This is a genomic window from Staphylococcus sp. SM3655, from assembly GCF_016917315.1.
In the GTDB taxonomy this organism is placed as follows: Bacteria; Bacillota; Bacilli; order Staphylococcales; family Staphylococcaceae; genus Staphylococcus; species Staphylococcus aureus.
In genome coordinates this window covers 1,155,587-1,177,409 of sequence record NZ_CP070305.1, presented here as the reverse complement: position 1 = coordinate 1,177,409, position 21,823 = coordinate 1,155,587, and the positions used below count along the sequence as shown (strand labels likewise).

Annotated in this window: 23 protein-coding genes; 8 read left to right on the top strand and 15 right to left on the bottom strand. The window is 32.2% G+C overall.

Annotation, left to right across the window (positions count from 1 at the left end; genetic code table 11):
• Positions 1-228 precede the first annotated feature (228 nt).
• Positions 229-1,164: a formimidoylglutamase gene (hutG, locus tag JQN76_RS05700; RefSeq protein ID WP_000277968.1), complete on the bottom strand. Its 936-nt coding sequence runs from the start codon at positions 1,162-1,164 to the stop codon at positions 229-231.
• A gap of 289 nt (positions 1,165-1,453) precedes the next feature.
• Between hutG and lyrA the strand changes: the two genes are divergently transcribed.
• Positions 1,454-2,713: a lysostaphin resistance protein LyrA gene (gene lyrA, locus JQN76_RS05695; protein ID WP_000794446.1), complete on the top strand. Its 1,260-nt coding sequence runs from the start codon at positions 1,454-1,456 to the stop codon at positions 2,711-2,713.
• 65 nt (positions 2,714-2,778) lie between these two features.
• On the opposite strand, the gene JQN76_RS05690 is transcribed toward lyrA, so the two are convergent.
• Complete coding sequence (locus JQN76_RS05690) at positions 2,779-3,465, bottom strand: ribose 5-phosphate isomerase A (RefSeq protein WP_000655867.1); 687 nt, start codon at positions 3,463-3,465, stop codon at positions 2,779-2,781.
• A gap of 173 nt (positions 3,466-3,638) precedes the next feature.
• Here JQN76_RS05690 and JQN76_RS05685 point away from each other — a divergent pair, with 173 nt between their 5' ends.
• Positions 3,639-4,292: an MOSC domain-containing protein gene (locus JQN76_RS05685; RefSeq protein WP_000623444.1), complete on the top strand. Its 654-nt coding sequence runs from the start codon at positions 3,639-3,641 to the stop codon at positions 4,290-4,292.
• Between the two features lie 233 nt (positions 4,293-4,525).
• Here JQN76_RS05685 and JQN76_RS05680 read toward each other — a convergent pair whose 3' ends face one another.
• From JQN76_RS05680 to JQN76_RS05655, 6 genes are all read right to left on the bottom strand, one after another.
• On the bottom strand, positions 4,526-5,545 hold the full coding sequence (locus tag JQN76_RS05680; protein ID WP_000634684.1) for an aldose epimerase family protein: 1,020 nt from the start codon (positions 5,543-5,545) through the stop codon (positions 4,526-4,528).
• A gap of 29 nt (positions 5,546-5,574) precedes the next feature.
• A complete protein-coding gene (locus tag JQN76_RS05675; protein WP_000966695.1) occupies positions 5,575-5,901 on the bottom strand; it encodes a YnfA family protein in 327 nt (108 codons plus the stop codon).
• A 48-nt stretch (positions 5,902-5,949) separates the two neighbouring features.
• A complete protein-coding gene (locus JQN76_RS05670; protein ID WP_001789152.1) occupies positions 5,950-6,135 on the bottom strand; it encodes a hypothetical protein in 186 nt (61 codons plus the stop codon).
• On the bottom strand, positions 6,119-7,351 hold the full coding sequence (locus JQN76_RS05665) for an ABC transporter permease (RefSeq protein WP_000548683.1): 1,233 nt from the start codon (positions 7,349-7,351) through the stop codon (positions 6,119-6,121). The genes JQN76_RS05670 and JQN76_RS05665 overlap by 17 nt, the downstream gene beginning before the upstream one ends.
• Positions 7,344-8,243, bottom strand: coding sequence for an ABC transporter ATP-binding protein (locus JQN76_RS05660; protein ID WP_001836791.1), 900 nt, complete (start codon positions 8,241-8,243; stop codon positions 7,344-7,346). The genes JQN76_RS05665 and JQN76_RS05660 overlap by 8 nt, the downstream gene beginning before the upstream one ends.
• 230 nt (positions 8,244-8,473) lie before the next feature.
• Positions 8,474-9,130, bottom strand: a complete 657-nt coding sequence (locus JQN76_RS05655; protein WP_000436817.1) for a DUF805 domain-containing protein — start codon at positions 9,128-9,130, stop codon at positions 8,474-8,476.
• Positions 9,131-9,528: 398 nt separating this feature from the next.
• Here JQN76_RS05655 and JQN76_RS05650 point away from each other — a divergent pair, with 398 nt between their 5' ends.
• Together JQN76_RS05650 and gltS are read left to right on the top strand one after the other, a co-directional pair.
• The gene (locus JQN76_RS05650; RefSeq protein ID WP_000348303.1) at positions 9,529-10,137 is read left to right on the top strand and encodes a DNA-3-methyladenine glycosylase; all 609 of its coding nucleotides are present in this window, start codon (positions 9,529-9,531) and stop codon (positions 10,135-10,137) included.
• 336 nt (positions 10,138-10,473) lie between these two features.
• Positions 10,474-11,682: a sodium/glutamate symporter gene (gltS, locus tag JQN76_RS05645; RefSeq protein ID WP_000571584.1), complete on the top strand. Its 1,209-nt coding sequence runs from the start codon at positions 10,474-10,476 to the stop codon at positions 11,680-11,682.
• Between the two features lie 47 nt (positions 11,683-11,729).
• On the opposite strand, the gene fni is transcribed toward gltS, so the two are convergent.
• Positions 11,730-12,779, bottom strand: coding sequence for a type 2 isopentenyl-diphosphate Delta-isomerase (fni, locus tag JQN76_RS05640; protein ID WP_001279381.1), 1,050 nt, complete (start codon positions 12,777-12,779; stop codon positions 11,730-11,732).
• Between the two features lie 30 nt (positions 12,780-12,809).
• Complete coding sequence (corA, locus tag JQN76_RS05635; RefSeq protein WP_001185431.1) at positions 12,810-13,757, bottom strand: magnesium/cobalt transporter CorA; 948 nt, start codon at positions 13,755-13,757, stop codon at positions 12,810-12,812.
• A 96-nt stretch (positions 13,758-13,853) separates the two neighbouring features.
• Here corA and JQN76_RS05630 point away from each other — a divergent pair, with 96 nt between their 5' ends.
• Both JQN76_RS05630 and JQN76_RS05625 read left to right on the top strand, forming a co-directional pair.
• Positions 13,854-14,345 carry a thioesterase family protein gene (locus JQN76_RS05630; protein WP_000234723.1) on the top strand — a complete coding sequence of 164 codons (492 nt, stop codon included), beginning with the start codon at positions 13,854-13,856 and terminating at the stop codon, positions 14,343-14,345.
• Entirely contained in the window at positions 14,342-14,761 is a 420-nt protein-coding gene (locus tag JQN76_RS05625; protein ID WP_000128656.1) for a hypothetical protein, read from the top strand. The genes JQN76_RS05630 and JQN76_RS05625 overlap by 4 nt, the downstream gene beginning before the upstream one ends.
• A 107-nt stretch (positions 14,762-14,868) precedes the next feature.
• Here the strand turns inward: JQN76_RS05625 and JQN76_RS05620 are convergent, their stop codons facing one another.
• Positions 14,869-15,789, bottom strand: coding sequence for an alpha/beta hydrolase fold domain-containing protein (locus JQN76_RS05620; RefSeq protein ID WP_000620870.1), 921 nt, complete (start codon positions 15,787-15,789; stop codon positions 14,869-14,871).
• 207 nt (positions 15,790-15,996) lie between these two features.
• Between JQN76_RS05620 and JQN76_RS05615 the strand changes: the two genes are divergently transcribed.
• Complete coding sequence (locus JQN76_RS05615; protein ID WP_000184234.1) at positions 15,997-16,635, top strand: hypothetical protein; 639 nt, start codon at positions 15,997-15,999, stop codon at positions 16,633-16,635.
• A gap of 245 nt (positions 16,636-16,880) precedes the next feature.
• On the opposite strand, the gene JQN76_RS05610 is transcribed toward JQN76_RS05615, so the two are convergent.
• Both JQN76_RS05610 and JQN76_RS05605 read right to left on the bottom strand, forming a co-directional pair.
• Entirely contained in the window at positions 16,881-18,812 is a 1,932-nt protein-coding gene (locus tag JQN76_RS05610) for a DHA2 family efflux MFS transporter permease subunit (protein WP_001836805.1), read from the bottom strand.
• Between the two features lie 12 nt (positions 18,813-18,824).
• On the bottom strand, positions 18,825-19,472 hold the full coding sequence (locus JQN76_RS05605; protein ID WP_000738250.1) for an HlyD family secretion protein: 648 nt from the start codon (positions 19,470-19,472) through the stop codon (positions 18,825-18,827).
• Between the two features lie 120 nt (positions 19,473-19,592).
• Here JQN76_RS05605 and JQN76_RS05600 point away from each other — a divergent pair, with 120 nt between their 5' ends.
• Positions 19,593-20,144: a TetR/AcrR family transcriptional regulator gene (locus tag JQN76_RS05600; RefSeq protein ID WP_000828570.1), complete on the top strand. Its 552-nt coding sequence runs from the start codon at positions 19,593-19,595 to the stop codon at positions 20,142-20,144.
• A gap of 229 nt (positions 20,145-20,373) precedes the next feature.
• Here JQN76_RS05600 and JQN76_RS05595 read toward each other — a convergent pair whose 3' ends face one another.
• Both JQN76_RS05595 and JQN76_RS05590 read right to left on the bottom strand, forming a co-directional pair.
• Positions 20,374-21,582, bottom strand: coding sequence for a putative multidrug effflux MFS transporter TcaB (locus JQN76_RS05595; protein WP_001836808.1), 1,209 nt, complete (start codon positions 21,580-21,582; stop codon positions 20,374-20,376).
• Between the two features lie 109 nt (positions 21,583-21,691).
• Positions 21,692-21,820: a hypothetical protein gene (locus tag JQN76_RS05590; RefSeq protein WP_001792521.1), complete on the bottom strand. Its 129-nt coding sequence runs from the start codon at positions 21,818-21,820 to the stop codon at positions 21,692-21,694.
• Between the last annotated feature and the right edge of the window lie 3 nt (positions 21,821-21,823).

Sequence of the window (21,823 nt, the reverse complement as noted above, 5' to 3'; positions counted from 1 at the left end):
CAGTTGCTCAGTCAACTGTAAAACAATTTCACAACCAATTTTATGATTTACATGTATAAATCATTACATTCAGACCAACAAACATAAATAAGCAGTAAGATGACTACAACTTAAGAGTCTTCTTACTGCAATTATTTTTCAAATATATCAACGTTAATATAACTTCTATTAAGAAATACTCACATTCTGCCCTGCAATGCAAATCTCGTCACATATAAATATTTTTAATTATTTTAAAAAATGATGCACTAAATTAGCAACGAGCTTAGCAGTTCTATTGTCAGCGTCATATGTTGGATTCATCTCAGCAATACTAACTGAAGACACCTTATCACTTGGAATAATACGTTTTGCTAATTCAAGAACAGTATGTGGATACAAACCTAACACTGCCGGCGCACTTACCCCAGGCGCAAACGCACTATCAATGACATCCATACAAATCGTAAACATAATGACATCATGTTCATGTACAAAACGTTCAATCATATCTTTAATTGTTGGTGATACGTGACTCAATAATTCATCTGCAAAGACATAATCAATCTTTTTCTCTTTAGCATAATCAAATAAACTTTGCGTATTACCACCTTGAGCAATACCAAGCACTAAATAATCTGTGTTTTCATCTTCTTCTAAAATTTGTCTAAAGCTCGTTCCAGATGTAGATTGTTGTTCAGCACGTGTATCAAAATGCGCATCAATATTTATCACACCAATAGATTGTGTTGGATAGACTTTACGTGTTGCTAAATATTGAGCATACGCAATATCATGTCCACCACCTAATAAAAATGTTTGTCTATGATTAGCAATTGACTTCGCTGCAAGCATAGCAAATTCTTTTTGAGTATCAATTAATTCCTCATGATCATGATAAACATTTCCGTAATCGACTAAAGTTTCACATTGATTCAAATCCGGCAAACCTGCAAATGCTTGTTTAATCGCATCTGGTCCTTCTTTTGCACCAATGCGCCCCTTGTTTAAAGCAACACCTTTGTCAACAGCATAGCCTAATATACCGACCCCTGATGGCATACTACTCTTTTCCAGCTTAGACAAATCTTCAAATGTTACTGTTTGAAAATGTCTAAATTTTTTCGGGTCTGTTTCACTATCTAACCTTCCAGTCCATAAATTTGGTTCACCTTGCTTGTACACAGCATTTCCCCCTCTTATTTATGTGGCTTATTAACAATTAAAGTATAACGTATAGGAAATTTTGAATTCAATTCATAGTTAAATCCGTATCTTAAAAATACTTATCTACATTACTTTTACCCCTATTTTCTATGTAATAACGAATACTTAGCTGATTTATGTTAATAAAATACGTCAAGACTATTACATTTTCATTAATATTGACATAGACAATTTATCTCTCGGCTTGTAATATGTATAATTGTTACTAAAAGATATTTTGCTTGTTACCTAATGGAGGTTACATATAATGAAGAACAATAAAATTTCTGGTTTTCAATGGGCAATGACGATTTTCGTCTTCTTTGTCATTACAATGGCGTTATCCATTATGCTCAGAGATTTCCAGTCTATAATTGGTGTCAAACACTTTATATTTGAAGTTACAGATCTAGCACCATTAATTGCTGCAATCATTTGTATACTCGTTTTCAAATATAAAAAGGTCCAACTTGCAGGTTTAAAATTCTCAATCAGCCTGAAAGTAATTGAACGTCTATTGCTAGCTTTAATTTTACCTTTAATTATTCTAATTATTGGTATGTACAGCTTTAATACATTTGCAGATAGCTTTATTTTATTACAATCAACAGGCTTATCAGTACCTATTACACACATTCTGATTGGACATATTCTGATGGCGTTCGTAGTAGAATTCGGATTCCGTTCATACTTACAAAATATTGTTGAAACGAAAATGAACACGTTCTTTGCAAGTATTGTTGTTGGTTTGATGTATTCAGTTTTCTCAGCAAATACAACTTATGGTACAGAATTTGCTGCTTATAACTTCCTTTATACATTCTCATTCTCTATGATTCTTGGTGAATTAATTAGAGCGACTAAAGGACGTACAATTTATATTGCAACGACATTCCATGCTTCAATGACATTCGGACTTATTTTCTTGTTTAGCGAAGAAATCGGCGATCTATTTTCAATCAAAGTCATCGCCATTTCAACAGCAATCGTTGCAGTAGGATACATTGGTTTAAGCTTAATTATCCGAGGTATTGCATATTTAACAACAAGACGAAACCTTGAAGAACTTGAGCCTAATAATTATTTAGACCATGTCAATGACGATGAAGAAACTAATCATACTGAGGCTGAAAAATCTTCTTCAAATATTAAAAATGCTGAAAAAACAGGTGTAGCTACTGCATCAACGGTCGGTGTTGCTAAAAATGATACTGAAAATACAGTGGCTGACGAACAAAGCATTCATGAAGGTACTGAAAAAACAGAACCTCAACATCACATAGGTAATCAAACTGAATCTAATCATGATGAAGATCATGACATCACTTCGGAGTCAGTAGAATCAGCAGAATCAGTTAAACAAGCACCACAAAGTGACGATTTAACAAACGATTCAAATGAAGATGAAATAGAGCAATCATTAAAAGAACCTGCGACTTATAAAGAAGACAGACGTTCATCAGTTGTAATTGATGCAGAAAAACATATCGAAAAAACTGAAGAACAATCTTCAGATAAAAACAAATAATAACAAAGCGCTTGCTAGTACCTCTTAAAAAGATGATGCTAGCAAGCGCTTTTCTATACTATATATTATTTTTCTAAAATTTTAACACCCTCTTGAGTGCCTACAATAACTTGATCTGCCATATCTAAGAAGTATCCTGTCTCAAACACACCTGTCAGATGAATTAAATACTCATGGAACTTATATGGGTCAATTCCTTTTGGTAACTTACAATCTAAAATATAATTGCCATTATCAGTTATAAATGCGACATCTTCGTTTACACGACGTTCTACTTTTATATCAGCGTATGATTCAATTTTACGTAATATGTGATACCAGTTAAATTTATCCACCTCTACTGGTAACTTAAACGTCTCACCTAAGTATTGAACCATTTTCGTTTCATCGACAACCACAACAAAACGCGATGCCATTTCATCTATAACTTTCTCTCTGAACAGCGCACCACCGCCACCTTTAATTATATTTAAAGATGGATCTACTTCATCAGCACCATCAATTGCTAAGTCGATATGATCAACATCATTGATTTCACATATTTTAATACCTAATTCTTTTGCTAAAAATGCAATTTTATTAGAAGTGCATACACCTGTAATATTGTAACCACGTTCTTTAATTAGTTGCGCCATTTGAGGTAAGAGTAATTCCATTGTACTTCCTGTACCAATTCCCAGCGTCATGTCACCATTGATTTGACTTAAAACATCATTTAATGTCATTAACTTGAGTGCTTTGACATCTTTCATGAAGGTAGCCTCCCATATTTATGTAATCTATTCAATTCATATTTTACATGACTCGTATAAATTAACATACCCTTATTTCTAACATTTTTTTAAACATATCAATCAGAATTTACAATTCTAAAAATGTTTTATAGTACAATATATTTTAAATAATACTCGTTAAGGAGAATGATATGATATCAATTCACGCAATTTCGACAGGAAAAATCCAAGATTTGCCTTATAGCTCGAAAAGACCGATGCGCTCTGCTTTAGATAAAACTAAGATTTCACAAACAACATGGTTATCTTCAACTGGTTTCACTGGTGATGAACAGGCTTATAAAGATCATGGTGGACCACATAAAGCAGTTTGTGGGTTTAGTAAACACAACTATGCACTGTATCAAGATGATTTACCCTCACTACCTACTCATGCGATGTTTGGAGAGAATTTAACATTTGATTATTTAGACGAATCTGATGTTTACTTTGGTAATCAATATCGTTTAGGTGATGCGTTAATTGAGGTTTCTGAAATTAGAGAACCATGCTGGAAAATTCAAGCAAAATATAATATTCCTGATTTAGTGAAGCGCATGTCTACATCTGGTAAAACAGGTTTCTATTTCCGGGTATTAAAGCAAGGCTATGTATCTCCAAATGACCAGCTTTACTTAATACAAGAAGCACCAATCGAACATCGTTTATCTGTACAACAGCTTAATGACCTTTATTATAATGATAGACAAAATCAAGATCTGTTACGATATGCACTAAACAATCCATTTCTGTCACCAACAAGACGCGATAAACTTCAAAAAATGTATAACAGAACATTGAAATAATTACCTTTCATTATAAGTGTTAAATGAACTTTTCAAAACAAAAGGAATCAACTTACACATCGTTTGTATAATAGTCTTACCTATAACTACTGATGCTATTGATTCCTTTTTTATGTTATATATTTTTTTATTTCAAACTGTATATTAATGATGTCACTTCATTTGATTCGATTCTTGATAACCTATTCAAAATTCCGCCAAATAACATAAATATTATATAAATGCCGATACTTTTAATCATTTTCTACTTTTTCTTCGATACGGAAACTTGTTTTCGAATTGAACGCTTCACCAGCTTTTAAAATTGACGGTGCTTTTTCACCATATAAATTAATATCATTTGGTAAAAATTGTGTTTCTAATGTAAAGCCAGAATGTGGTTTATAAATATTAAATGGACTATCCCACTCATCAGGCTGGTTAAAAGTAAAGAACACAACATGAGGCATATCTGTATCGACCTCTAACATAAATTCATGATTTTCAACATACATTTTATGTTCACCAACTGTAAATGGGTGATCGAGACCACCAAAACGTGTCATTTGTTGGCTTAATTGCGCATGTTGTGATGTAAAAATATCACTCAATTTTATCTTGTTATCTTCAAACACTTCATGTAAATCTAGAATATCACCTGTAACAATATTTCGCTCATCTAATACATACATATCTAATTGATTACTTGAAATGCGATGATTATCAACGACATTATTATCTCGATTCAAATTGAAGTACACATGATTCGTAGGACTAAACAATGTGTCTTCTGATGCAACTGCTTCGTATTCAATCGACCATTGGTGATCCGCATCATAAATATGTGTAATCGTCACATCGATATCACCCGGGAAATGATCATCAGCTGATTTCAACACCGTCTTAAATATAACTTTAATTTGAGCAATTTCATTTCTAATTTCATAATCAAATAACTTATTGTCCAAACCATGACATCCACCATGTAAATGATGTTCACCGTTGTTTTTTTCTAACTGATATTCTTTACCTTTCAACTTAAATTTAGCATTATCAATTCTACCGCTATATCTTCCTATAGAAGCACCAAATTTAAAAGGATTACTATGATAAAATTCATCCGCTTCAACAACATTTCCAAGAACAATATTATTATCATGATATTTCCAAGACACTACTCTTGCTCCATAATTCGTAAAAATAATTTTAGTTTCATCATTATCAATTTTGATTAAATCTACACCTTGTCTTTGGTGCTCAACTTCAACTATCATTTTTACTTCTCCCTTCTAACCACAAGTGTTCAAGCTCTGCTGGGTAGCAACATTACTAAAACACCTACAATACAAATGATTGCACCGATAACATCATATTTATCTGGCATTTGTTTATCTACGACCATCGCAAAAATCAAACTCATGATGATAAATACGCCACCATATGCTGCATATACTCTTCCGAATGATGGAAATGATTGAAATGTCGCAATGACACCATATAACATGAGTATCGCACCGCCTATTAGCCCAACAAGTGAAGACTGTCCTTCCCTAAGCCACAGCCAAATCAGGTATCCCCCACCTATTTCACATAAGCCAGCTAATATAAATATAAAAATCGGATATAACATGAAATCACTCCATCACACATTTGCTATCAATAATCTATCGGCTACATATCATTTGTTTACATTTCTTCTTACTTCACATTCCCATTTTAAAAAGTTCGTTTTCACATTCATATTGTACACTTTTTTAGACATTATTCTATAGCTAAATATAAAAAAATAAGAGTAACACGCTTTCATCATCATTTTATATGATAAATGTGTGTCACTCTCATCAATTTTATTTTTTAAATACACGTTTCATTGAATTAAATAAGCCACGTTCAAATGTAAGTACTGAATCTTTATATGTTTTAATTGCAATCCATATCAAGACAGCTACCATTACAATTGAGATTAAAGAACTTAAGATGACCTCATATATTTGAAGCCCTGAAGTTTGAGCGCGTACAACTAATTGAAATGGCGCTAAAAACGGAATATAACTTGTGATTAAAGCAAGTTGTCCATCAGGATTATTTATCGTGAATATCGCGATATAAAATGCAATCATACCAAGTAATGTCAGTGGCATCAAAGATTGATTTAAATCTTCTATTCTAGATGTTAATGATCCGAGGATGGCTGCAAGTAATACATATGCCATTATTCCAACAATACTACTTATAATTCCGACAATAATAATTTGCCAAGACAATTGATTCATTTCCACGTTAAAACCTTGTAGCAAGTCTTTTAAGTCAAAGGCAAAAATGCATATAACTGCCATCAATACAATTAAAATAATCTGAGTCACGGCAACTGCTATAACGCCTAAAATTTTAGCAAAAATATGTTGGATTGGTGAAATACTTGTAATAATCATTTCAATGACACGCGATGTTTTCTCACTAGCAATTTCCATAGCTATTTGAGATGCATAATTTAAAACAATGAAGAACATTAGAAAGATAATGCCATAAGCTAAAGCATAGTTGAAAATCTTTTGTCCTTCTGATACTTTATCGACTTCATCATTAGAAATCACCTTATTATCAACTTTACTTTGTGCTTGTAATTTTTGTAAGTCTTCTTTGTTGATATTTAATTCCCCGGCTACCATATTTGTTTGAATAGCTGTAAGCAGTGCTTGTACTTTTTGTGAATCTTCATGACTTACTCGCTTCTCACTAATGATTGTCCCTTGTAACGTGCGATTTTGATTCACCTTGATAATATAAGCTTTATCAAGTTTATGTTTTTTTACTTCTTTTTCAGCATCTTCTATAGAAACTTTAGTAAACTTAGCATCACTATGAAATGTATTCGCCTGTTGCTTGAAAACCTTATAGATTTGTTCATTCGGTGCTGCTACACCAATTTTATCTGGACCATCATCAAACATGTTAATAATCTTATCAATGTTAGATAGGCCAATCATTAAGGCAGCAATAATAATCATAAAAATTACAAATGATTTAGCTTTAATTTTTTTGATATATGTCAAACTAAATGTCGCCCAAAACTTATGCATCCTTGCCACCAACCTTCTCAATGAATATATCTTGTAATGATGGTTCTACCACTTGGAATCGTTTAACATAACCTTGATGTGCCACAACTTGATAAATATTTTTGGCTACTTCTTCATTCTCAATCGTCAACTGAAGACCTTGCTTCATGTTTTCACTATGAATGATGCCTCTAATGTTTGTTAAATCTGGTAGTGTTGTTTCTGATTCAATGACAACTTTCTTGTTACCATTAGATGCACGTACATGATTGATATCACCAGAAACAACAAGTTGACCTTTATCTAAAATACAAACATCATCACATAATTCTTCAACATGCTCCATACGGTGAGAACTATAAACGATTGTACTGCCCCAGTCATTTAAGTCTTTAACTGCTTCTTTTAATAACTCAACATTAACTGGGTCTAGACCACTGAAAGGCTCATCTAATATTAGTAATTCTGGTTTATGTAACATACTTGCTAACAGCTGAATTTTTTGTTGATTCCCTTTTGATAGACTATCAATTCGTTTTTTGCGGTTTTCAGTAATATCAAAGCGCTCAAGCCAATACGATATTTGCTGTTGTATTTCTGTTTTTGACATTCCCTTTAAAGTTGCCAAATATTTCAATTCTTCTTCAACTGTCAATTTCCCATGTAAACCGCGTTCTTCCGGTAAATAACCAATACGATTGTACATTGTTTTATCTAGTTTTTTACCGTTATACGTAATGTGTCCTTCAGTTGGTTCACTTAAGCCTAAAATCATACGAAATGTCGTTGTTTTACCTGCACCATTTCTGCCTAGAAAACCTAACATTTTGCCTGATTCTAACTCTAATGAAATATCATTTACTGCCGTCATCTTGCCAAAACGTTTCGTAACATGTTCAATTACAAGTCCCATACTTTGCCTCCTAAAACAATATGTATTTATCTTAATATAACATTTCTATTCTCTACAAATACAATATTTTAAAAGTGAATTTATTTTTAAAATTTCTGAAATTGAAAAATTTAAATAGTGCCATTTTTGCATGTTAAGTATCATTAGCACTAGATATGTTTTTTTCATGCCTTTATTGCCTTATTTGTAAAAAAATATCCCAGCATCATTGTGCCGAGATATTTATATCATTACAATTGATTATCTGTTTCTTCCGGTGTTTTCGGTGTTTTCGGTGTTTCAGATGTTCCCGCTTTTTCCGGTGTTTCAGATGTCACTGGTTGATTTTTAATTGAAGATGGGTATTTTGGGCTTTCGCCATATTTATTTGCCGGCTTACTGTCAAAGCATAGGAATACTATCATAACAATTGTTAGGCCTAAATAAACAAAATAAAGAAGTACTAACAAAATATTAAGACCCATCGGCATTAAGGTAAAATCACTGTCATAATAACTATCGATAATCTGTAATACTATATAAAATATAATACTGAATGCTGTCATAATCATTGGAAATAACATTGTTCTTGATATATCGTGAAATCTTCGAACGCACAACGCTAAATTTGGAATAAACGTTGCCAAACTATAGACAAAAGTATACACAGAAGTAAGGATAATCATCAATATACTCATAACTATTAATGTTTCGTTATCTGCCGCTATAGAAATAAAGAATAGAAATAGGTTTATTATTAGCACACACACAGCTGGAACCATAAGTATCAAATGCCATAGTGCCATATACCAATATTCACTACGTCTTGATCTCCCCTTAAAATTTACATAATTTTTCCAAAATAATACGAATGATTTCATAAAACCTACTTGAGGTAATTGTTCCATTGTAATCTCCCTTTCGTTAATCATATTTATATTTTTAATTATTGTTACCGTTATAATTTACAAGATTCATTATCAAGCCACTTCATTTCAATCGTCATTCACTTTGGAAAATGGACTTTATATTTCATCACTAGTAAAATGAAAACCCGCTACAAGTACACATCTATATGGAGACTCATTTGAAAGTCAACGCTTCGTTAACTATACTAAAAATATGTCACACTGCAATGTTCACGTTTAAAAGAGTCTCAATCTCTGCAAATAAAATATTCCATAACAAAGTATATACTTTACATTTTTATAATTCTTAACAATACTATTTTATCAAACATTTACCACAATAAAAATATCTTTTTCATTTTTATTTAAATTAATCATATAATTGCGAGGAGAATATTATGGATTTCGTTAATAATGATACAAGACAAATTGCTAAAAACTTATTAGGTGTCAAAGTGATTTATCAGGATACCACTCAAACGTATACAGGCTACATCGTGGAAACGGAAGCATACTTAGGTTTGAATGATCGTGCGGCTCATGGCTATGGCGGTAAAATAACACCTAAAGTTACGTCATTATATAAACGTGGTGGTACAATTTATGCACATGTCATGCATACGCATTTACTCATTAATTTTGTAACAAGATCTGAAGGTATACCTGAAGGCGTACTTATCCGCGCAATTGAACCAGAAGAAGGTTTATCCGCTATGTTCCGTAACAGAGGTAAGAAAGGCTACGAGGTAACGAATGGCCCAGGAAAATGGACTAAAGCATTTAACATTCCACGGGCTATCGATGGCGCTACGTTAAATGACTGTAGATTGTCTATTGATACTAAGAATCGTAAATATCCTAAAGATATTATTGCTAGTCCACGAATCGGTATTCCAAATAAAGGTGATTGGACACATAAATCTTTACGTTACACAGTGAAAGGTAATCCATTTGTGTCTCGCATGCGTAAATCAGATTGTATGTTTCCCGAAGATACTTGGAAATAAATGCCATCTTTCATTGATTACTATCATGAAAATGAAATCTATCTCCTTATAAGTCAATCAATCGTGCCGTCAACATGCGGATGGGTTGATTGTTTTTCTTTTTGTCCATCATATTTTTTGATTCATCTCCTCTTTTTGAACTTGTTCTTAATTATAAAATATAACAATAGAATTATTTATAATTATTAAATTTAGATGCATTAATATTATTGATATTATTTTCAAAAACTAGACATATTGATTTGTTGCATGTATAATGTTAAAAGTGCCCTTTTATAACGCTTACATATAAAAGCTTATTTAGGGAGAGGGATATTCAACAAGGGGGATTTGAAAATGATAGAACTTAATGCAATTACAACATTATGTTTAGCTTGTATCCTTTATTTACTTGGTAAGGCTATCGTTAATCACGTTAATTTTTTAAAACGTATTTGTATACCAGCACCAGTGATTGGCGGCTTAATCTTTGCTATTTTAGTTGCGGCTTTGGATTCATTTGGCATGGTTAAGATTAAATTAGATGCTTCATTCATTCAAGATTTCTTCATGTTAGCATTCTTTACGACAATCGGTCTTGGTGCATCATTGAAATTATTTAAATTAGGTGGCAAAGTCTTGCTATTATACTTTATGTTTTGTGCTATCATTTCAGTCATTCAAAACATAGTTGGTGTATCACTAGCAAAAGTATTAAATATTAAACCTTTGTTAGGATTAACAGCAGGTTCCATGTCTATGGAAGGCGGTCATGGTAATGCTGCTGCTTATGGTAAGACAATTCAAGATTTAGGTATTGATTCGGCACTGACAGCGGCTCTTGCAGCTGCAACTTTAGGTCTTGTATTTGGAGGGCTTATCGGTGGTCCTGTTGTAAAATTTTTAATCAAACGTTATAACTTAAAGCCTCAACATAGTGACGATACATTTAAAGATTATAGCCAAGTAGCATATAACGAACATTTACATAGTAAATTTAATGCCACTGAAGTATTCTTCATTCAATTTACAATCGTTGTATTCTGTATGGCAGTTGGAAGTTATTTCAGTCATTTGTTTACAGCTCAAACAGGGATTAATGTTCCAATTTACGTTGGCTCATTATTTGTAGCTGTTATTGTCCGAAATATCTCTGAAAGTTTTAATTTTAATATTGTAGATTTAAAAATTACTAATCAAATTGGCGATGTCGCATTAGGTATTTTCTTATCTCTTGCGCTAATGAGCATTCAATTAATCGAAATTTATAAACTTGCTATACCTCTTATTATTATCGTTTTAGTTCAAGTTGTCGTTATGATTTTATTTGCTGTTTTAATTTTATTTAGAGGTTTAGGAAAAGATTATGATGCTGCAGTAATGGTAGGTGGTTTTATCGGGCATGGGCTTGGTGCAACGCCAAATGCCATGGCAAATTTAGATGTTATTACTAAAAAATATGGAAACTCACCTAAAGCATATTTAGTTGTACCTATTGTTGGTGCATTCTTAATCGATTTAATTGGTGTTATAGTCATTATGGGATTCATTCAATGGTTTAGTTAAACACCAAACTCATAAATAAAAGAGGAGGCCTTCGCCCCCTCTTTTATTTATCCTCGATGTATATTCAAGTTACGTTGTTCTATCCATGACAATATTTCCGGACTAAATACGATTTGTTTTTGTGTTAAGTCGTCAATATTTTTAGCATCTAACATCGTCATTATTGATTTCATGTGTTCAATAAATGATTCTACATAAGCTACTGTATGTGCAATGCCATTATTTTCAACTTGATTTAAAAACGGACGTGACATACCAGTTGCCTTTGCACCAAGTGCTAAACTTTTAATTGCATCGAGTGGTGTACGTAAACCACCACTCGCGAAAACTGAAATTTCGCTTTGATAAGCCGTTGTTTCAAGTAATGACTCAACTGTAGACTGTCCCCATGATGATAAGTAATCCATATCTTTATTTGCACGACGTTCATTTTCAATATCTACAAAGTTAGTACCACCTTTGCCACTAACATCGACATACTTGACGCCTATTTGTTGTAAGTCATGCATTAATTCTTTGCTCATACCAAATCCAACTTCTTTTATAATGACTGGAACAGACACTCGTGATACAATCGACGCTATATTATCTAACCAAGTCACAAATTCACGATTCCCTTCAGGCATAACTAATTCTTGAGGAGAATTAACATGGATTTGTAACGCTTGTGCCTCAAGTAATTCAACTGCTTCCAAAGCCTTTTCTACTGGTACGTCCGCACCAACATTGCTAAAAATCATGCCTTCAGGATTCATTTTTCGCGCAATCGTAAACGTCTCAGCCATGCGTGGATTTCTCAATGCCGCATGTGTTGATCCAACTGCCATCGCTAAGCCAGTTTCTCTTGCAACTACAGCTAGCTTTTCATTGATGTTTTTCGTCCACTCGCTACCACCCGTCATTGCATTAATATAAACCGGATATGCCATCGTTAAGTCAGGCGTCTGTGATGTCAAATCGATATCATTTACATTAATTGATGGGATAGAATGATGCACAAAACGCATCTTATCAAAATCTGAATGCATTGCGTCAGATTGGGCCATTGCTATTTCAACATGTTCATTTTTTCTCTGTTCTCTTTGAAAATCACTCATGATTAAACCTACCTTTTCGTCATTTCTAATTTAAAACCATTTTTTACGTCTGAAAAAGATGATTAATACGACAGCTATAACAAACATTACAGCTAAGCAAATATAATATCCATAATGTAAATGTAATGCCGGCATATTTACAAAGTTCATACCATAAATCCCAGCTATGAATGTTAACGGTGAAAATATAACTGATACTAACGTTAATACTTGCATAATACTATTCATTCTAAATGACGTGTATGACTCAAAATTTTCTCGTATTTCGTTTGTCATTTCTTGAGCAGTACGAATGATATTACGTTGCTTAATCAAGTGGTCATCGATATGTTGAATGTATAGCGAATGTTTATTATCTATAATCAAATCACCATTTTGTTTCATTGTATCAATTAGCTCTTGCATAGGAAACAGTACACGTTTTACTTTAATCAAATCCGAACGTAACTTAAAAACACTATCCATGACCATTTTATTAAAGCGATCATCTACATGGCGGTCCTCAAAATGATAAACACTATCTTCAAGTGCATATACAAAGTTGAAATATTTATCAACCATCATATCTAAAATTAATATGACGACATCTGCACAATCTAATTCTGCATCTAATGTATTCATATACTTATAGACTACTTTATTTAATGATTCCAACGTTTGATGATGATATGTTACTAATACATTGTCTTGTATAAAAATATTTAGTGCTATTGGTGAATAGTTTGACCCCATAATACTATGGAATACTAAGTATTGATAATCTTTATAAGATTTATATTTAGCTCGTGGCATACCGTTAATTGCATCATCCACTTCTAAATCATTAAAATTAAAATGTGCTTTAAACCATTCATTTTCTTGTTCATTCGGTTCATCAAAATCATACCAAACAATAGTCGCATCTTTTGGTATCTCTTTGATATCATCAACTACTTTAAACGGTTCATATGTAGTTTGATACCGTATCTTTAAAGCCATCGATACTCCCCCTAAATAACGAATTCTCTATTATTTTATCATGAATTAAATAACGTGTATGTCTTAATTTATTTTAGTATGATAGTCACTAAGGAGATGGTTATTATCAAACAACTTTTTACACATACTCAAACCGTAACATCTGAATTCATTGACCATAACAATCATATGCATGATGCAAATTATAATATCATTTTTAGTGACGTCGTGAATCGTTTTAATTACAGCCACGGTCTTTCTTTAAAAGAACGCGAAAATTTAGCATATACGCTATTTACACTAGAAGAACATACGACATACCTCTCAGAATTGTCTCTTGGCGATATATTTACTGTTACTTTATATATTTATGATTACGATTATAAGCGGTTGCATTTATTTTTAACATTAACTAAAGAAGATGGTACACTAGCATCAACAAATGAAGTAATGATGATGGGAATTAATCAGCACACACGTCGTTCTGATGCTTTTCCTGAATCATTTTCAACACAAATAGCACACTATTATAAAAATCAACCAACTATCACTTGGCCTGAACAATTAGGACATAAAATAGCAATTCCACACAAAGGAGCATTAAAATGACAGATGCATTACAACAAAAGATTCATATCGAATTACTAGATTTATTAGATGATGTTAAGTTTGAATTAACAGAATTAAATGCACAAAAAGGGTTATACATTAACGGACCAGCAAATCAGCTACTTAAGCGTGGCGTGCATATGGCTTATGTTCAAGGACAAAAGCAAGCCATCGATAATATTATGACTATTGTGGAACAACAGCTTGAAGATCAACATTTCCTAGAACATTATGATAAATTTCAAAATGAGGTTGCTCATCGCAATTATGATAAAACAGCTAACTTTGCAGAACTTAGTGATATTCCACGTCAATTCGATAATTTTTTAGATCAATTTTATCAAATTAAAGGGCAATACTTTATCATCACACATATCAATACACTTATTGGTGATTTTCACTCAGAAGCTCATTAACAATTAGTCTATATAACCCTTGCTATATTTTCAAAAATAAAACCCAATTACGTTTTCATGTCAAATATCATCTTGCATGAAATCGTAACTGGGTCATTTATATGTTATTAGTTATTTTGTGTTACATCCTCATCTATCGATTTGGCAATTTGTTTAATAGCTTTATGTGATTGTCTAATTGGATAAATTGGAAAATCATGTACCATCTTAGGATAATCATAAAACTCAATGTATTGATGATGTTGCAACATCATTTGTTCAAATAGCTTCATATCAGGATGTGTCATTTCACGTCCACCACCAAACATATAAACTGGTGGCAATCCTTCTATTGTGCCATTAATTGGCGATATGCGCTTATCTGTTAATGGTAGGCCATTCGCCCATTTTTTCATAATCTCATTGACACCAAACTGACTTAGAACCGCATCTTGTTCGATTAAGGCGTCCGAAATATCTTTATTAGATAGTGTTGCATCTAAAATTGGTGAGATTAAATACAATTTATTCGGTAATGGCTGTTGATTATCTAAAAGAGATTGTACAAAGGATAATGCCAGTGCACCACCTGAACCATCACCCATGACTACGACATTTTGAGGTCCTACTTCAGATACTAATTGATCATAAACACGTTGTATCGCTTGGAAAGTATCGTCAATATGAAACTCTGGTGTCTTTGGATAGATAGGCAGTACAACCTCATATAATGTACTTAAAGTGATTTTATCCAACAATCTCCAATGGAACGGTGATGGTTGTAGTGCATTGAATCCACCGTGAATATATAAAATTTTCTTATCAATTTGATGTCTGAAATTAAAGCGAAAGACTTGCATATCATCTAATGATAATTTTTCTAAATTTGCTTTAACATTTAATGTTGAAGGCTGCTTATGTTTTTTTCTATTTTCAATTTCTCTTTTATAAAAAAATCTTTCAACATCTTGATCATTTTTAAACATAATCGAGCGATTGTGAAGCAAATATTTATTGACAACGCTATTCATAACACGGTTTCTAATCAATGTCTTAACCTACCTTTATATATTTTATGTATCCAATGATTGTCTATCCCCTACATTCTTTGCCAAAAAAAGTATATAATGTAGAAGATATTTTCTTTTTCACTTTCAAATTTAAGACTACAATTGAACAGTGATTTTTCATCATTATAACAGACAACTAGACATATTGATAAGTAAAGAAAAGAACTTTATACGGAGGTACCTTGCATGACAAATCCAAATCAACGATTAGAACCATTTGATGAGACATTTCAACAATCGAATATTCATCGTGGTAAGCGATATGGTAAGAAAAAACGTTCATTGGTAAGCATGATTATTCAAATCATTGTTGTTATATTAACCGCAATCGCTGGATACAGCATGTGGAAACAACCCATTTTTAATATTGTCTTCACCAAAGAATCTGTAGATTTTGATGGCATTAAAAATTTTAACGAGACAATTGGAAAAATGCATCAATTAAATATTAATTTGGGTAATATCAATGATTTACAACAAGGAATCGATCGCTTAATTTTAGTCTTTAACGGTTTCTTTATTTTATGTATCGTTAGCCTAGTCATAACAATACTGACAATTGTATTTAATCGCACAGTTCTAAAAGTAGTAAATATTTTAGTGTTAACAATTATGTTAGTCATTACATTGTATTTCAGTTATATTATTAAAGCACTCGCACAAGAAATTGCAGATGCTTTAAAAAAATATTATTTAAATGTACCACCAGATCAAGTGATTACAGAAGCTGACGCTATTCATAACGGCATCATTTTACTGGGCTGTAGCATCGGTTTACTTGTTATAAGCTTATTCTTCCGTAATCGCATGCCTCGTTTAAAATAATGTTATATAGTAGGGATTGGGACAGAAATGTTATTTTCACAAAATTCATTTCGTTGACCCACTTCCTGCTTTTTCTTTATTAATGACCTACTACGTCAATGCCAAATTTTAATATAATTCCTCTTTTATTTTATAAATCAACAAATAAAAAAAGTATCGATAACCATATTTGGCACCGATACTTTAAAAATCATGTCCCCACAACATAATTTTTGATTAGTCACACTTCAATTAATTTATTTTATTTATTCATGATTGTTATTTGAGCTTGCTTCTAACTTTTGAGCTGTAGCTTTTGCTTTTTTATTACTTTGTAAAAATAAACATAAAATTAAGGCGATGATGCTAAATATCGTTGCAACTATAAATGCATCATTAATACCTTCAACCGTTGCTAGTTTATTTACAAATTGTAGTAACACTTTCATTGCGCCTTCTTGTCCGCCATATTGTGATGCTAATTCACGCATATGATCTTGTACAACAGGATTCGTTTTATCTAACTCTTCCCCAAAAGCTGATAAGTGTTGTGTAGTTTGTGTTGTCATTACAGTAACCAAGATTGCTGTACCTATAGAGCCTGCTAATTGACGCATCGTATTTAAGAAAGCATTACCATGAGAGGCAAGTCGTCCCGGTAACGCATTAATAGCTGCAGTTACCATTGGCATCATTATAAATGCCATACCAAATGAACGAAGTACATAGATACCCATGATTGTCATATATGGTGTATCCATATTTAATTTAGTTAATTCCCATGTTGCATAAGTCATGACAGCAATACCAAAGATAGCTAATGGTTTTAAACCAATAGTATCTAACAATTTACCTGCAAATGGTCCAAGTAGACCCATAATTAGAGAACCAGGTAATAATAACAATCCGGAATCTAATGCTGAGAATCCGCGTAAATTTTGTAAATAAATCGGTAATAAAATCATACCACCATATAAACTTAACATTACAACCATATTAATAATTGTTGTTAATGTAAATGTTGGGAATTTTAATACTTCTAAATTCAACATTGGTGATTTCATTCTTAATTCTCTTATTACAAATAGAATAATAAAGATAATACCAATCGCAAACATTGTTTCTATCTCAACAGAACCCCATCCTTTGTTCCCCGCTTCTGAAAAGCCGTATAACAAAGCACCAAAACCAATCGTACTAAAAATGATACCTGGGATATCAGCTTTAGGGTTTGTTGTATATTGATATAACTTAAACCATACAAAACCAATTAAAATAGCGATAATCCCGATAATGAACATACCGTAAAACATCACATTCCAATGGTAATTTTGTACAATATAACCTGATAATGTTGGACCAATTGCAGGTGCTAAAATCATTGCGATACCCATTGTACCCATGGCAGCACCACGTTTTTCAGGTGGATAAATTGTAATAATAACAATTGAACCTAATGGCATTAGTACACCTGCACCAATGGCTTGTAATACACGTCCAACCATCATGATTGGGAAATTCATTGAAATCGCACAGATTAATGAACCAATTGTAAAGAGTACTAACGCAACTAAAAATAATTTTCGATATGAATATTTATTAAATAGATACGCCGTAATTGGTATTAAAATACCGTTTACTAACATGAATCCCGTCATCAACCATTGCCCTGTTGACGCAGAAATATTAAATTCCGTATTAATTTTTGGCAAAGCAACATTTAATAATGTTTGGTTTAAAATCGCAATAAACATACCGAATAATAATGCCGCTAATATTTTACCGCGTGAAACACCTTCACCAAAAATAAAGTTTTTATGTTCTTTTTTTATTTTTTCATTCACTTTATATTCTTCTGATTCAGGATTTTTAGCAGCAACTGCTTCCTCACCATTATTATTAGTGAATGCTTCTTGATCTTTCTCAGACCCCTTTGTGTAACCATTTAGACTAACTTGGCTATGATCATCTTGATTGTCAACACGCAACTCTTGATGCGTCATACGTTGTGTCGATTGATCAGTTGTTTTGTCTAAATCACTAGCTTTAAATTTAGATTGATTTGATTGACGTGTCGTAAATTGTTGTTCCTTTTGTTGGCGTTTGCCTTTTTTTCTTGATCTTATTAAAAATAAATTGATAACCCCAACAATAATGAGCGCTAAAATAATGTAGCTAATAATGAAGGTCGTAGTCATTTAATGACCCCCTTAATTTTTATGAATTTTTACTTCAGCGTTCATTCCAGGAACAACTTGTTTAGACGGTTCTGATTCTAGAGTAATTTTAACAGGTATTACTTGAGAAACTTTAGTGTAGTTACCATCACTATTTGATGATGGCATTAATGAAAAGCTTGCAGCAGTTGCTTTTCCAATACTATCAACTTTACCTTTAATAGAAGCTTTTTGACCGTCAATAGTCACATCAACATCTTTACCTACTTCAACATCTTTAATATCTTTTTCGTCAATATTTGCTGTTACATATAAATCATCTAAATTGTATGCATAAGCGATTGGGTTACCAGCTTGCACCATTGAACCTTCCATACCATCTAATTTGGCAATTGTACCTTTTTGAGGCATTTTAAGATCCATATCTTTCGTTTCGCCATCTTGACCTTGTACAGTAACAGTTGCTACTTTGTCACCTTTATCGAGTTTGTCACCTTGTTTAACATTAAGTGATTTAATTTGTCCAGATGCAGGACTTGCTATTTTAATTTGATCGCCATTTACTTTTGCATTATCAGTTGTTACATAGCTTGTTGTTTTATTCCAGAAATAAAAGCCAGCAATCCCAATTGCTAACAGTACAACAACCGTAATGACATTAATTAATATCATCTTTTTCATGAAACATTTCCTCCTATTTGCTTTTAAAATTCACTTTATTTATTATAGAGACATGATAACTAAAAAAACACCAACAATTTTTATAAGAGTGTTGGTTAAAATTCACAAAGGTGTAACAATATGAAACGACAAGCCAAAATAGAAATTCAAAACGCACTTGTTGATTTGATGGCTGAATATCCTTTTCAAGAAATATCCACTAAAATGATTTGCGCGTATTGTAATATTAATCGTTCTACTTTTTATGATTATTACAAAGATAAATTTGATTTATTGGATACCATCAACTCAAAGCATAAAGAAAAATTCCAATTTCTTCTAAGCGCGCTACATCATAATTTCGAAAATATTAAACAGGATAAGCTTAAACTTTATAAATTCTTCATTATTATTGCTAAGTATATCAAGCACAATGAGCAGTTTTTCAAAGACATTTTAGTTACCTATCCAATGAAAACATTATTCATAGACTATATAAATTTAGCGAGAGATTACTATCAACAAATTATGAATGACTATAGTACTACAGTAACCAATAAACAGCTTTATGTTACATATATCATAGGCGGTCAAGCTGGGGTGTTTATTAATTGGCTTTCGAATGGTTGTAATGAATCACCTGAAGAAGTTGCTGACATTTTATTGGCTAATACGATTAAACTTCAAAACTAATAATACGGTTTCATTCTAATAAAGAAATGCTATAAAACAACTAGATAAAGTTAAACCAAATGGATAGATAATAGTACATATGTTACGGTGCTATCAATATAAAAATGCCGAGATTTCCACATAATAATCTCGGCATTTTTATTTTTGATGCTAAATTCATAGGTCTATGAATAGCTCAAGTTTTGTTTTTTAATTTTTCAATTCAATATAATAGAAGAAACTATGTTTATCATCGATTTGTTTTAAATACCCTCATATTATAAATCTGTAAAATAATTAATATAACTGCTGTAGCTATAATAATAATTATGTAAGGTATAGGATTATCTTCACCTTTTACCCCCACTAATGGCGATGCAACACCACCAAATAAAAACTGCACTAAACCTAATAAACTTGATGAACTCCCTCTACCACTACTACTTTCATCCATAGCTATTGTAAAACCAAGTGTCGCAACACCTGTCACTGGTGCTATTAAAATGATAAATCCTATCGCTAAAATCCAAAAGTTCCAATGATTAAGCAATACAATCGTCACTAAAATTACACCGATAATCTGAATCATCGTCATGCCTCTCATCAATTTTTGTGAGTCTATAAAATCAACAAGGTACCCAGTAAGTTGACTTGATATAATGAGCGTAATACCAATTCCTGCGAACATCCAACTAAATTGTATTGCAGTCATGCCATAAATTTTTTGAATAATAAACGGAGACGCAGAAATATAAGTAAATAATAATACAAATGTCATACCTTGAATGAGCATTGGTAATACAAAACGTGGCGTCTTCAATAATATTTTGAAGTTTTTAAACATTGTCTTTAATCCACTACTTGACTCACGATTTGTCACTGTTAATGATTCAGGTACTTTTAATAAAGAACCTATGACCATGACGAAACCAAAGATAGTCAGAATGACAAAGACCATACGCCAGACAGAATAATTTAAAATTATGCCCCCTATTGTTGGCGCAACAACTGGTGCAATACCATTAACAAGCATCAATAATGCCATAAACTTAGTTAGTTCATTACCACTATACATATCACTTGCTATAGCTCTTGAAATAACTGCTGCTGCGCCACCTGTCACTCCTTGAAGAAATCTTAATGCAACCATCAGCCAAATATTATGTACAAAAACAATAGCTAAACTTGCTAATGTAAAAATAATCATAGCTATAATAAGCGGCTTTCTGCGTCCAGTTGAATCTGAAATTGGACCAGCAAACAAATTACCAAACGCTAAACCAATCATAAACATCGATAATGTTAATTGTGCGTTAGACGTCGTTGTTTGAAAATCATGTCTAATATCTGGTAATCCAGGCAAAAACATATCTATTGATAATGCTCCAATGGCAGTCAAAGATCCTAAAATAATAATAAATATCGGTGAACGCTTGTTAAAATACGTTAAATCATTCATATGACTATCTCCTTTGTATAATGATTAGTTTATAACTATCGCGAACAGAAACTAAATTTAAATATGCTCTTTTATATATTAGCATTAGTCACAAGTTTCATGAACATCATTACAACTTATAAAAGGTATAAAATGATATAAACCTCAGCACTCCATAAATTTTTCCACAAAAAACAATCCCTTCAAAGTAATTCACACTAATTGTAAATACTTTGAAAGGATGTTGTTTGTATTCCATGAC